At 56.5% G+C, this 12539-nt stretch carries 11 protein-coding genes, 1 tRNA gene and 2 pseudogenes; 10 read left to right on the top strand and 4 right to left on the bottom strand.

Going from position 1 to position 12539, the window contains the following annotated elements:
* Window positions 1-2 precede the first annotated feature (2 nt).
* The 8 genes and pseudogenes from tolQ (at window position 3) to queC (ending at window position 6103) form a co-directional block, all read left to right on the top strand.
* Entirely contained in the window at window positions 3-707 is a 705-nt protein-coding gene (tolQ, locus tag NOR51B_RS02690) for a protein TolQ (RefSeq protein WP_009021611.1), read from the top strand.
* 6 nt (window positions 708-713) lie between these two features.
* Window positions 714-1129 (top strand): annotated as a pseudogene (gene tolR / locus NOR51B_RS02685) (protein TolR).
* Between the two features lie 8 nt (window positions 1130-1137).
* A complete protein-coding gene (locus tag NOR51B_RS02680) occupies window positions 1138-1860 on the top strand; it encodes an energy transducer TonB (RefSeq protein WP_009019085.1) in 723 nt (240 codons plus the stop codon).
* Window positions 1860-3167, top strand: a complete 1308-nt coding sequence (tolB, locus tag NOR51B_RS02675; RefSeq protein ID WP_009021281.1) for a Tol-Pal system beta propeller repeat protein TolB — start codon at window positions 1860-1862, stop codon at window positions 3165-3167. Before NOR51B_RS02680 ends, tolB begins: the two co-directional genes overlap by 1 nt.
* 111 nt (window positions 3168-3278) lie before the next feature.
* Window positions 3279-3821: an OmpA family protein gene (locus NOR51B_RS02670; protein WP_009021380.1), complete on the top strand. Its 543-nt coding sequence runs from the start codon at window positions 3279-3281 to the stop codon at window positions 3819-3821.
* Window positions 3822-3834: 13 nt separating this feature from the next.
* Window positions 3835-4749, top strand: coding sequence for a tol-pal system protein YbgF (gene ybgF, locus NOR51B_RS02665; RefSeq protein WP_009019490.1), 915 nt, complete (start codon window positions 3835-3837; stop codon window positions 4747-4749).
* An 18-nt stretch (window positions 4750-4767) separates the two neighbouring features.
* Complete coding sequence (gene queE / locus NOR51B_RS02660; RefSeq protein ID WP_009019412.1) at window positions 4768-5421, top strand: 7-carboxy-7-deazaguanine synthase QueE; 654 nt, start codon at window positions 4768-4770, stop codon at window positions 5419-5421.
* 7 nt (window positions 5422-5428) lie between these two features.
* On the top strand, window positions 5429-6103 hold the full coding sequence (gene queC, locus NOR51B_RS02655; protein WP_009020092.1) for a 7-cyano-7-deazaguanine synthase QueC: 675 nt from the start codon (window positions 5429-5431) through the stop codon (window positions 6101-6103).
* Here the strand turns inward: queC and NOR51B_RS02650 are convergent.
* A complete protein-coding gene (locus tag NOR51B_RS02650) occupies window positions 6094-6528 on the bottom strand; it encodes a VOC family protein (RefSeq protein WP_040482275.1) in 435 nt (144 codons plus the stop codon). The two genes, queC and NOR51B_RS02650, sit on opposite strands and share 10 nt — an antisense overlap.
* 79 nt (window positions 6529-6607) lie before the next feature.
* Between NOR51B_RS02650 and NOR51B_RS02645 the strand changes: the two genes are divergently transcribed.
* Window positions 6608-6683, top strand: a tRNA-Lys gene (locus tag NOR51B_RS02645).
* A gap of 190 nt (window positions 6684-6873) precedes the next feature.
* Here the strand turns inward: NOR51B_RS02645 and NOR51B_RS15885 are convergent.
* The 3 genes and pseudogenes from NOR51B_RS15885 to NOR51B_RS02635 all read right to left on the bottom strand — a co-directional run.
* A pseudogene (locus tag NOR51B_RS15885) lies at window positions 6874-7014 on the bottom strand (integrase core domain-containing protein); the annotation flags it as partial.
* 56 nt (window positions 7015-7070) lie between these two features.
* Window positions 7071-8864 carry a DUF885 domain-containing protein gene (locus tag NOR51B_RS02640; RefSeq protein WP_009021490.1) on the bottom strand — a complete coding sequence of 598 codons (1794 nt, stop codon included), beginning with the start codon at window positions 8862-8864 and terminating at the stop codon, window positions 7071-7073.
* A 367-nt stretch (window positions 8865-9231) separates the two neighbouring features.
* Window positions 9232-11493 (bottom strand): TonB-dependent receptor, encoded by a 2262-nt coding sequence (locus NOR51B_RS02635; RefSeq protein WP_009019717.1) that lies wholly within the window; start codon window positions 11491-11493, stop codon window positions 9232-9234.
* A gap of 586 nt (window positions 11494-12079) precedes the next feature.
* Here NOR51B_RS02635 and NOR51B_RS02630 point away from each other — a divergent pair.
* Window positions 12080-12514 (top strand): VOC family protein, encoded by a 435-nt coding sequence (locus NOR51B_RS02630; RefSeq protein WP_195891461.1) that lies wholly within the window; start codon window positions 12080-12082, stop codon window positions 12512-12514.
* Window positions 12515-12539 lie beyond the last annotated feature (25 nt).

Genomic DNA, 12539 nt, shown 5'->3' with positions numbered 1-12539 from the left:
CTGTGAACGAAGAACTCGGTCTGATCGAGTTGATTTTAGGGGCCAGTATTACGGTGCAGCTGGTCATGCTGCTGCTGGTGCTGGCATCGGTCACTTCGTGGTACATGATTGTGCAGCGGATGATCCTGCTGCGCCGGACCGATGATGCCCTGCTCGATTTCGAGGAACAGTTCTGGTCTGGCGTTGATCTGGCCGAGCTGTATCGCGAGGGCAATCAGGCGGTTAACGATGGCCAACCGCCAACGGGTATTGAGAGCATCTTCCGCGCTGGTTTTAAGGAGTTTTCCCGTTTATCCCAGCAGTCTGACATCGATGCTGATGCGGTGCTCGAGGGTGCACGGCGAGCGATGCGCGTCGCCACCTTACGGGAGGGTGATCGTCTGGAGATGCATTTGCCCTTTCTTGCCTCGGTGGGCTCCACCAGTCCCTACATCGGGCTGTTCGGCACCGTCTGGGGGATAATGCATTCCTTTCGAGGGCTGGCCAATGCTACCCAGGCCACCCTTGCCGCTGTGGCTCCGGGCATTTCAGAGGCGTTGATTGCCACCGCCATGGGGCTGTTTGCCGCTATTCCCGCGGTGCTGGCGTATAACCGTTTTGCCGCCAGGGTCGATGGCCTGATCAATAGGTACGACACGTTTGTCGATGAGTTCTCCGGTATTTTGCAGCGTCAATCCTACGCGGTTCGCTCGCGAAATCGGGGCTGAGTCATCATGCGCAAACGGCGAGCCGTCGCGGAAATCAATGTAGTGCCTTACATCGACGTCATGCTGGTGCTGCTGATTATTTTCATGGTGACGGCACCAATGCTCATGCAGGGCGTGGAAGTCAGCCTGCCCAAGGCCGATGCGGCGCCGGTTGATAACCAGGACAGCGAACCCCTTATTGTTTCTGTGGATGCTGCGGGCGCGCTCTTCCTCAACCTTGGCGGCGACGGCAAGCAGGCGCTGGAGTTGGCCACCATCCGCCAGCGTGTGGGTGCAGTACTGCGACGCAACCCCGATAAACCGGTATTGGTCTGGGGTGACGAGGCCGTTGCGTACGGGCGCGTGTCACGGTTATGACGGCCTTACAGGAGGCGGGTGCCCCCTCGGTTGGGCTGGTCACCGAGAGCCCCGTGGAGCCCTGAGGGTGGCCATGGATCGGACGTTTTATATTGGTTTTCCCCTGGCGGCGACGGTGTTGTTGCACGCTGTTCTGATTGCCTTTCTCACCCTGCGTTGGCCGGAGACCAAGACGGTGATTGCCGCCACTCCAAAGCCAAGAGCGATTCAGGCCACCATTATTTCAGCGGAACAGCTGCGCCCCAAAAAGCAGCCGCCTGCCCCCAAAGCGACACCGAAAAAGAAGGCGCCAGCGCCTAAGAAGACACCGCCGAAACCGAAACCTCAGCCTAAAAAGCAGGCGCCACCCCCTGACACGACAGTAAAACAGAAGCCACCCGAACCCACTCCTGAACCCAAGCCTGAATTTACCGAAACGGAGTTGGCTGCGTTAACCCGGACAGAGATGGATGCGGTCCTCGATAGAGAGACCACTGCTGCGGCAGGGACCAACGCGTCGATGACCGACACTGTGGCTGCGGTTATCCAGCAGGCGGTAGTCAGCCGCTGGACTCGTCCTCCCAGTGCCCGCAACGGTATGGTGGCCAGGCTGGAGATTCAGCTGGTGCCCACGGGTGATGTTGTGGGTGTAAGTGTGCTTCAATCCAGTGGTAACACCGCCTTCGATCGCAGTGCGATCAGCGCGGTGGAGCGTGCCGGTCGTTTTCCAGAGGTGGCGCAGCTAAAGCCCAACCTCTTTGAACGCGATTTTCGTCGATTTCAATTGATTTTCCGTCCAGAGGACTTGAGGTACTGATGCGTCGTTTCGCCGTTTTTGTGGGTTTGTTGGCACTGGTATTAAGCGCTGGCGCCTCGGCCCAGTTGCAAATTGAGATCAACCAGGGGGTCGACAATCCCACGCCTATCGCCGTGGTGCCTTTCGGTTGGCAGGGGGTGGGCACGGCGCCCGACGATGTGGCGCGGATTATTGATTCAGATCTGGCGCGCAGCGGCCAGTTCGCGCCGGTCAGCCGTCGCGACATGCTGAGTTTTCCCGACCGGGCGAGCGATATTTATTTCCGTGACTGGCGCGCCTTATCCAGTGAGTACGTGCTGATCGGTCGGGTGTCCGGCGCCAGGTCCGGCGATGGTCCGGTGCGAATCGAATACCAATTGTTCGATGCGATCCGACAGCTGGAGATTGATTCCGGGACGGTATCCGGTTCGGTTCAGGAAATTCGCATGCTGGCCCACCAGATCGCCGATGCGGTGTATGAGCGGCTGACGGGCATCCCCGGGGCCTTTGCCACCCGCCTGCTTTATGTCTCGGTGACGCGAAATCCGAACGGTAAGGACTTTTATCGCCTCGTACTCTCAGATGCCGATGGCGCCAGGCCCATCGTATTGTTTGAAGGCCGTGATCCTATTATGGCGCCATCGTGGTCCCCCGATGGTAGTGAAGTGGCTTATGTGTCGTTCGAGACCAGCCGCCCCGCCATTTATCGGCAGAATCTGCGTACCGGCGTTCGGGAGCAACTGACTAATTTTAAGGGCCTCAACAATTCCCCTGTCTGGTCTCCCGATGGCAACTCGATGGCAATGGTGCTCTCCAAGGATGGCAGCCCCGATATCTACCTGATGAATTTGGCCAGTAAAAAGTTACGCCGACTGACCCGGCATTACGCCATCGATACCGAGCCGACCTGGATGCCCGATGGCCGATCCCTGCTGTTTACCTCCGATCGTGGTGGCCGGCCCCAAATCTACCGTTACGACTTAAGCAGCGGCCAGATTACCCGTGTCACCTTTGAGGGGAGCTACAATGCCCGTGCAAGGGTGGCTCAGGACGGACGCAATGTAGCCCTGGTGCACCAGCAGAACGGTCAGTACCACATTGCCGTTCATGACCTCGTCACCAGCCGGCTGACCATATTGACCTCAACCAGCCTCGATGAAAGTCCGAGTATCGCGCCCAACGGATCGATCGTCCTTTATGCCACCAAGCGTGATGACAAGGGCATTCTGGGTGCCGTCGCTGTTGATGGGGGTGTTCGCTTCAGTTTACCCGCCAGGGATGGAGGTCATGTCCAGGAGCCGGCCTGGTCGCCTTATTTTTATCGCTAAACGGGGATTAGGGGGGTAAAATACCCTCTAAAGCCCTAAACAAACCAGGTAGACATACGCTACATTAGGCGTCTGTATTGTTTTGATTAATAAAACCATAGGAAGAATCCCATGAAAGCAGTTTCAAACGCTGGAAAACTCGTCGCTGTATCTTTTGCTTCACTGATTCTGGCGGCGTGTTCTGGCACTGACTCCAAAGAGCAGGAAGCGGCAGCCGCCGCCGAGGCCGCTGCTGCTGAAGCAGCCGCACAACAGGCGGCGGCCGAAGCCGAAGCGCAGGCGGCCCGTGCCGCGGCCATGGCTGAGCAGGATCGTCTTAAAGACGCGGCAATGGCGGCCGGTAGTGTGTTTTATTTCGCCTTTGACAGCTCTGAGCTCAACGACGCGTCGCGCATGGCCATTGATGCCCACATCGCCCTGCTGCTCGTTTCCGATGAAAGCATCCGGCTCGAGGGTCATACCGATGAGCGTGGAACCCGTGAATACAACCTCGCGCTGGGCGAGCGCCGTGCCAACGCCGTGCGCGATTACATGGTGGCGAATGGGGTGCCCAGCTACCGTATCGAGACCATCAGCTACGGGGAAGAGAACCCGATCGCCTTTGGCTCTGGTGAGGCGAACTGGAGCGAAAATCGTCGGGTAGAACTCAAGTAAGAGGACCTTCAACTTGAATTGGAACCTTCCGGTAAAGCCGGCGCTTGTCGCCGGCTTTTTCGTCTATGCGATGTCGTTCCCGGCAGGGGCGCAGGATTACATCGATGTTGAGGCCGAGCGCGCGGCTGCTGAGCGCCAACGGTTGCAGCAAGCCCCGTCATCACCCATGCCTGGCGCTGCCAACCCCAGCTCGACCGCCGTTGGCATTCGTCCCTATTCGGGAACGACGCTGGCAGCGGAGCCCATCGTTGAATCTCAGGCTGACGGGGGCGGGGCGATTAACAATGCAGGCGATCTGGTTATCCAGATCCAGCAGTTACAGGCCGAGGTCCGTCGCCTGAACGGGCTAGTTGAGGAGCAGTCGCAGCAGATTCAGCAACTACAGGAGCAAAGCCTCGAGCGTTACATCGATATTGATCGACGTCTGGCTGGGCTCTCCGGCGGCGCTCCGCTTAATCCGGCTGCGGCCGATGCGGGACGCACAGCCCCGTCAGTTTCGCCGCCGGTGGCGGGCTCGGGTGCGAGTGATGTCCAGGCGACGCCAGCCGAAGAAGCCGCTTATCAGAGTGCTTATGAATTGGTGAAGCAACGTCGATTCGCACCTGCGGTTTCGGCTTTCAAGGCCTTTTTGGGTGACTATCCCTTTGGCCGGTACGCGCCCAATGCGCACTACTGGCTGGGGGAGCTCTATCTGGTGGTTGATCCCGCTGAACCCGAGATGGCGCGGCAGAGCTTTAAGCTGCTGCTCGACCAATACCCCAATAACCCGAAGATCCCCGATGCGCTCTACAAGCTGGGCCGGGTGCATTACATCAAGGGCAATCGTCAGCGTTCGAAAGAGTATCTCGACCGGGCGATCCGCGAGTACGGTCAGAAGGGGCATCCCGCGGCGCAGCTGGCCCAGGATTTTCTCGATCAAAACTTCTGATTGGCCTAAGTTAAAGGTATGGCGGTTGCGACGACATTGCGTATCACCGAGATTTTTCACTCGTTGCAGGGTGAGGCCCGCACTGTAGGGCTGCCCACGGTATTTGTTCGTTTGACGGGCTGTCCCCTGCGCTGTGTTTATTGCGATACCGCCTATGCGTTCTCCGGCGGCGAACTCACCACCCTCGACGACATCCTGGAGCGGGTTGCAGGCTTCTCCTGTACTCGAGTTTGCGTCACTGGTGGAGAGCCGCTGGCACAACCCGAGTGTTTATCGCTGTTAACCGCGCTGTGTGATCGTGGCTACGACGTCTCGCTGGAGACCAGTGGCGCCATGCCGATAGCCGGAGCGGATACCCGGGTTAGCCGTGTGCTGGATCTGAAAACCCCCGACTCCGGCGAGTGCCATCGCAATGACTGGTCAAATATTGAGCAATTAACCCCCCATGACCAGATCAAATTTGTTGTTTGCAGTCGCACCGATTACGAGTGGGCCCGGTTTAAACTCGATGAGTTCAAGCTGCCGACCCGGGTGTCCGACGTGTTGTTCTCTCCGTCCTATGGCGTAGTCGAACCCGCCGAGTTGGCCCAGTGGTTGCTCGATGATCGGCTGGCGGCGCGGTTACAGCTACAGCTGCATAAACTGTTGTGGAACGATGCGCCAGGACACTAAAACAGCAATGAGCAGTAAAAAAGCGGTGGTGCTGGTCTCGGGAGGGCTTGATTCCGCTACCGTGCTGGCAATGGCGGCCGCTGCGGGCCGACAGTGCTTTGCGCTGAGTTTTGATTACGGTCAGCGTCATCGTGCGGAACTCAAGGCGGCGGCGCATGTGGCATCCAGCGTGCCGGGTACCGTGCACAAAGTCGTTCAGCTGGATCTCTCCACAATCGGTGGTTCCGCACTTACGGATACATCAATCGCGGTGCCTACCTCGCCCACCGAGGGGATTCCCGTCACCTACGTACCCGCGCGTAACACGGTGTTTCTCTCCATTGCGCTGGGCTGGGCCGAGGTCCTGGACGCCGATGAAATTCATATCGGTGTTAACGCCGTGGATTATTCGGGGTATCCCGATTGCCGACCGGCGTTTATTGACGCGTTCCGCTCGCTCGCGGCTGTCGCCACCAAAGCGGGCGTTGAAGGTCATCCTCTGGCGGTTTGTACGCCGATTATCGATATGACCAAGGGCGACATCATTCGCGCGGGCACTGAGCTCGGTGTCGATTACGCGTTGACCGTGTCCTGCTACCAGCCTGATGGCGAGGGCCTCGCCTGTGGTCGCTGCGACAGCTGTCGGCTGCGCAGAGCCGGTTTTCGAGAGGCCGGTGTCGAGGATCCAACCCGCTACGGCTGACCTTCATCGCTGAAGGGCTCAAAAATAAAGCGATCATCGGCGAAGCTCTTGAATTCGAGCGCGTAGCCGTCGGGGTCCAGGAAAAACAGCGTTTTTTGCTCACCCGCCGTCCCGGCAAAACGGACCGTGGGTTCGATCAAAAACGCCACTCGGTGTTCAAGGTGTTCCGCCAGACGATCAAAAGCCATCGGCTCAAGAATTACGCCGAAATGGGGTATGGGCACCTGGGCCTGGTCTACGGGATTGCTTGATTTGGGTAACACGAAGCCCCCGCATTCATGAAAAACCAGCTGGTGGCCGAAGAAGTCGAGGTCGATCCAGGAGGCGTCTTGTCGTCCAAGGGCACAACCCAGCGCCTCGACGTAAAAGTCCCGCGTACGCGCAAGATCAGATGTGGGGAAGGCTAAATGAAAGGGGCGTGGCATGGTTTCCTCGGGTAAATGCTTAAAAAGTATTGCAGTTTTCTGGCACTTGGGTACGATACGCGCCTCGCGATTTAGCAACGGGCCGTTAGCTCAGTCGGTAGAGCAGTTGGCTTTTAACCAATTGGTCGCTGGTTCGAACCCAGCACGGCCCACCATTTTTATTGGCTTGTAGCGTAAAGAAGCACTCACCGCGTCCCCATGCTACAGCCTTTCCCCATAGAATCTCTGATCATTGCTCCTCTACTTTGTTGTGCGGAGCGACCGCGATCTATCCGGCCTGATTACCGATGGTCTATCGGTCGAAGCCGTTTTCATGGATCGTCGCCATACATGTCCACTCACCCGTTAGTGAGACACCTCTGAACTCAAGTTTTCCGGTTTTTGCCGATAACTGCTGGGTGGCCTATATCCCAGACTTTCGTGCGGTCGTTCATCGCTGTAGTCGAGTCGCCAGAGCTGAGCCATTTCTCGAATCTGGCTTGTTGACCTCCGCCAATCGGAGGCTGGCGGTTATCTTTCACCGATTTGGGTAATTAACACGGTCAGTACCCCGCCCAGGACTCAATCTTATTACGCAATAGCGTAAGCGACACGGGGCCATTTTCCAGCAATACGGCATGGAATTGTGCCAGATCAAAGTCTTCCCCCAGTTGCTGCTCAGCTTCGGCTCTAAGATCGAGAATGACCTGCATGCCAATCTTGAATGCCGTGGCCTGCCCCGGCACAGCAAGATACCGGTCCACCGCCCTGGCATTGTTCTCCTCAGAGCTCGCTGTGTTTTCATTCAGATATTCGATAGCCTCCAAGCGTTTCCACTGTTTCAGGTGCAACCCGCTGTCGACCACCAGGCGGCAGGCGCGCCACAACTCGCCAGCGAGTCGACCGAATTGAGCATAGTCGTCCCCGTACAGCCCCAGCTCATCAGCCAAGGACTCTGCATACAGTGCCCATCCCTCAGTGAAAGCCGTGTTTGTCCACCACACATAATATTTGCGTATCTGGGGGATATCTCGCGACAGCATTACCGACGATTGTAGATGGTGCCCCGGGAGGCCCTCGTGGAATAAAAGCGCGGGCAGGTCAAAAGTCCCCAGGGCGGTCATGTCGTGCATTCCCAGATAGATGGTGCCCACGAAATCGTTTTCCACACTGCCCGATTCATAAAAGCCGATCGGTGCGGATTTTTCGCGAAAGGCTTCTATCCGCTTCACCTGCAGTTTATGGGGCAGCGGATAGGGAAGGACCTGGTGCATTTTTGCATCGGCCTTCTCAACCAGGCCTTGCGCTAGAGCGAGGTAATCTCTGCGCCCCTCATCCGTATTTGGCAGGTAAAAGGCAGGGTCGGTTTTTAGATGGGTAAAGAACGCACTCAGGTCACCGGTGAATTTTACCCGTTTGCGTATCGCATCCATTTCACCTTGAATTCTGGCGACCTCCGACAGACCCAGCGCGTGAATCTCTGCCGCACTGAGCTCTGCGGTCGTATACTGGTCGATTAGGAACTCGTAAAACTCCGCCCCGTCTGGCAGGGCCCACACGCCACCCTCATGCGCAGTGAGAAGTTCCAGCTCCAATGCTTCGATGATGGACTCATAGCCAGGCACAAAGCCGCTCTCGTAGGCCGCCTTTGCCTCCTCGAGCAGGGCTTGTTTTTCCTTTTTTCCAAGCTCCAATCCGGCGAGCTTCTCCTCAAAATCCGCCATGATGAGGTTGTCGTTCATGTCACCGGCAATAATCGACTCGGCTCCGTCTATTAGACGCTCAACCACAGCGGCGGGTATATTGATGCCGCGATCTCGCCTGGCTTGTAAGTGTTCGGCCAGTTGTCGCAGGGGAGTCGGAACCGTTCGAAGACGCTCGATGTAATAAAGGGCGCTGGCCTTGGAATTGACTGGATGACTGTTTAACAAGGTACCCGCGATGGTCAAATGGGGCCCGACTATCTGATTGATGGGGTTCAGGTGAAAGCGCCAGCGGTAACGCTTCTGCCGCAATAATAGGTCCGCTTCGAAGGCTAAGTAATTCACCCGTGCAGCGGAATCCAACGCGGCCAGGTCTACCTCCGACCGCAACGTCTTCAGATCCTGTGTTGTCCATTCGTGTTCTCGGTCCCAGGCGGCAAGTGAGAGATCGAACCAGGGCGCGACAGCCGCTGGGGCACCCACTCTGGATGCTAGAACCGGGTTGGCTGCCACACGACGCTGATAGACCGAGTCCAGCATTTTTTCCAGTTTGAGTGCGTCGTCCGGCGGAGCCTCTTTGTTGCAGGAACTAATACTCATCACCAGGACAACCATCAGTGCCAATATGCGCAGATTTGTTCGCTTAATTGTCATGGAGTGGCCCCTTGTAATATCGAGTCAAACTTTGCCAAACGGATATCGAATCTCCATTGGCAGAGCGAGGTAGCCGCTGCGCCGTAAGCACTTTGATCAAATGCCTCGTTGAACTGGGCGTTCGCGATAAATGTGTTGCCGCATTGCAATATCAATCAGATGGGCGCTGTGAATCTCCCCGGGTTTCCAGGGGCACTCCAGACGATCAGTGTGTTATGTCAGTGGACTAGTGCGGTTGCCTGGCTTGAGGGTATACCACGGACCTCAGTCGCCCAGGGACGTTAGCTGACCAATAACCTGATTTGTGTATTGCCCGGTGAGGGAAGACGGGGGTCGGGACCAACTGACCCCCGCCATCTGAGGTTATCTAGAACTGATAGCGACCTCTGATACCAAACACCTGGCGAGATGGCTCTACATGCAGCCCACCCATGAATGCCTTGCGGTAGGCATTGGTGTAGTACTGATCGTCAAACGCGTTTTCAGCGTAGGCAGTGATCGTATAGTTATCAGTCTGGATTCCCGCCCGAACGTTCCAGAAATCATAGCTGGGTACAATAAACGGGTATCTCTGCCCAGTTTCGCGGTTCTGAATAAGTTGTTCCGTATCCGATACTATCGAGTCCCGGTAAGCCCACTCGACCCTAACAAAGCCTTCGGTCGCATCTGTCAGGGGGAACCGGTAATCTGCGTCGAACGAGGCAGTCCACTCCGGGGAGTTGGGAATAGTCTCATTGTCGAGATTGCGATTCTGTCCGGTGATGAAAGCCGTGAACTCATCAAACTCCGCCTCTAGGTAGCCAATGGATCCGTTGAGGGTCAGACCTTCTGTCGGCAGTGCCGTGAATGAGAACTCAAGCCCCTGTGAATGCGCCTGCTCTGCGTTATCGACACCGCCGAACAGCACGAGGTTGCCTTCGTCATCCACACCTGACTGCTGAAAAGAGCTCTGCAGGTCCGTCCAGTCCATGTAGAACGCAGCGGCGGCTATTCGCAGGCGTCGATCCATCAGGTCCGCTTTGATACCCAGTTCGTAGTTCCACAGCTCTTCGGGGTCGTAGGACTGCAGATCGCGGATCGGGCTCTGCTGCACGCCACCCGATTTGAAGCCTTTTGAGATGGTGCCGTACACGCTTGCGTCATCCGTCAGGGTGTAATTAAAGGCAAATCTTGGTGAGAAATCGTTAAACTCGTCTTCTGCCGTTAGCTCTTCAATGACGGAACCTGAGAAGCCAGAGCCGTCGAACGTCAGCTCTTCCTGGCTATAGCGGCCTCCTACAGACAAGCTCAAACTATCGGTGATTTGATAGTCCAGCTGTCCGAAAACGGCCATGCTCTCTGCCGTATTGATTTCCTCGGCACTGTCGATCAGCCCACCCGCGGGGATACCAAAGGGCTCCTCGTCACCAACGAAGGTTTTGTTATCGATAGATCCCTCGACGTCTGAGTAGTAAAAACCAACACTCCAGGTGAGCTTGCCGTCCCCTGCGCTCTGCAGGCGAAATTCCTGAGTCAGGCTCTCACGAGGAATATTGCGGAACTCATTGAAAAAATCGCGACTACCACCGTCGATGTCACCAGCCAGGAAGAAGTCGGACTCCATATAACCTGTAATACTGGTAAAGGTCATATCAGAGAAATCGTAGTCCACGCGGCCCAGAATGTACTGAACTTCGGTTCCCACCGATTGTGGCGAGTTAAAGTTGACCCGGTCGTCGTTCTGCGGATAAAAGCCAACGCCATCAGGGTCGGCGTCCGCCAGGCCGTCGCCGTTGCGGTCGGGGAAGCCGGCGTACAAGGCATTTTGTGCGAACGGGGAGAAGACGCCTGAGGGTACACCTTCACGCATACCTACTGTTTCATCGCCGTCGATCATCGATATCAGGACAGACAGGTCTTCGTTTGGAGTCCACAGCACGTTAGCCTTGAAGTAATCGTATTCCGCGTCGTTTCCGCCGCCAAGCGGGTTGATATTCTCAATGTTGCCATCGCTGCGAAGCACTTTCGCGTTCAATCGCGCAGCCAGAACGCCCTCAACAATCGGGATGTTCACGATACCCTCAAAGTCCCTCGTGTCGAAGCTGGAGTAGTCCAACACAACGGAGCCTCCCCATTCCGTGCTGTCGGGTTGCACGGAGGTAATATTCAGGCCGCCACCGATGGCGTTACCACCGAAAAAGGTTGCCTGCGGTCCACGTAATACCTCAATCCGTTCGACATCGAGGATGGGTGGGTTGATGTTGCTGGTTGCCAGATTAAAGCCGTCGACGTAGAAGCCGAAGGTCGTTGCGGCCAGAGGGCGGTTGCCCGGTAGAAAGTCTGTAACACCGCGGATGCTGATGCTCCGCCGTGAACGAGCGCCATTGCTGGTAAAGCTGGCATTTGGTGTGCGGACGATGTAGTCGCCGACATCGTCAAACTTGTTACGCTCGATGGTTTCCGTTGAAAACGTCGAAATCGCGATCGGTACATCCCGGAGATTTTGCTCACGTTGCTGGGCGGTAACTACGACCTCTTCTATCTGTGGGCGAGCACCATCCTGTCCCCAGGCGGGGCCAGCGCTAGCTGCGAGTACGGCCACTGTCAGTGGCAGCAGACGGTGGGGAGACTGTTTACGAATAATTCTCATGGGCCTTCCTCCAGGAAGATGAAGTACTGCTGGGAAAATGAAGCAATTTGGCCGAACATAACCGCCAAGTGTTGTTGTCTTCCCACCATTTAAGGCCCGAAAGTCAATTGTATCAATAGCAGAGTTCGGTGATATTTGTTGCTTTATACGCAATCTGGGGTATTTGCAGCTGGAGGCCTCCACATTGCTGGAATCAGCCTATGACCGCCTGTAAACGAGCCCAATTTCCGGCGTCTTACAGGGTTAGGCGGACACTTGCCCTGCCAAGTTTTATGGTTGACGGCCATTGGCGATTAGACGGCTAAGCTCGCGTCAAACGATCTGCGGCTAACAGCCATGCCTGCATCGAGCGTCGCACCAGTCGGTGTGTTTTACCACCTGCTCAAAAAAGCGCATCGGTAGCCGCCACCCTGTATGATTCACCGGGCGCGCAGAAATCTGCGCAGGGCTGGGAAGAGAGGTCGCCGTTATGTTGATCAATCGCGTGATTCATGCTGTTTCTTTTGTGCTGCGATGGGCGAGACACATCCTGTCGAACGGATGCCGCTCTCTGATCGGGGCGATGGTTTTTTTAGGCGCCTCGGCCATGCCGGCCGCCGCAGATCAGACGCACGCTGATTTCCATGTCGAAGACTCGATTGTGATGTTCTATTACCCAGAGCTCTCGAGTGCGAAGCGGTTTTATGGTCAGTTGCTGGGCCTGGAGCAGACCTACGAATCTGAATCAGCGGTTATTTTTAGGGTAAGTGACACCGCTCAAGTTGGACTGGTCGCTGCAGGGCCCGGTGCTTTTCATGATGTTAGGGACGAGAATTCAGTGATGCTCAGTCTTGTTGTCAGGGATGTGGACGCCTGGTACGAGCGGTTGCTGGAGCAGGGCCAGGTCGATTTTTTGAAAGACATCGCTGACAGCAGGGCCAATCCAATCAGGAGTTTCCTGGTTGCCGATCCCGGTGGTTACACCGTGGAGTTTTTCTCCTGGGTGGCCGAAGGTGACGCACAGGTTTCAGCGCGGCCCTAAGGGATGCCCGGCGGGGGTCAGCGGT

The sequence above is a fragment of the Luminiphilus syltensis NOR5-1B genome (genome assembly GCF_000158175.1).
Lineage (GTDB): Bacteria > Pseudomonadota > Gammaproteobacteria > Pseudomonadales > Halieaceae > Luminiphilus > Luminiphilus syltensis.
Note: the sequence above shows the minus strand (reverse complement) of the source record. Positions and strands in the feature narration are given on the sequence as shown.

Excerpts from the sequence above, each read along its gene's own strand:
- NOR51B_RS02680 (WP_009019085.1), top strand. The coding sequence starts at position 1,138 with ATGGATCGGACGTTTTATATTGGTTTTCCCCTGGCGGCGACGGTGTTG.
- tolB (WP_009021281.1), top strand. The coding sequence starts at position 1,860 with ATGCGTCGTTTCGCCGTTTTTGTGGGTTTGTTGGCACTGGTATTAAGC.
- NOR51B_RS02670 (WP_009021380.1), top strand. The coding sequence starts at position 3,279 with ATGAAAGCAGTTTCAAACGCTGGAAAACTCGTCGCTGTATCTTTTGCT.
- queE (WP_009019412.1), top strand. The coding sequence starts at position 4,768 with ATGGCGGTTGCGACGACATTGCGTATCACCGAGATTTTTCACTCGTTG.
- queC (WP_009020092.1), top strand. The coding sequence starts at position 5,429 with ATGAGCAGTAAAAAAGCGGTGGTGCTGGTCTCGGGAGGGCTTGATTCC.
- NOR51B_RS02650 (WP_040482275.1), bottom strand. The coding sequence starts at position 6,528 with ATGCCACGCCCCTTTCATTTAGCCTTCCCCACATCTGATCTTGCGCGT.
- NOR51B_RS02640 (WP_009021490.1), bottom strand. The coding sequence starts at position 8,864 with ATGACAATTAAGCGAACAAATCTGCGCATATTGGCACTGATGGTTGTC.
- NOR51B_RS02635 (WP_009019717.1), bottom strand. The coding sequence starts at position 11,493 with ATGAGAATTATTCGTAAACAGTCTCCCCACCGTCTGCTGCCACTGACA.
- NOR51B_RS02630 (WP_195891461.1), top strand. The coding sequence starts at position 12,080 with ATGCCGGCCGCCGCAGATCAGACGCACGCTGATTTCCATGTCGAAGAC.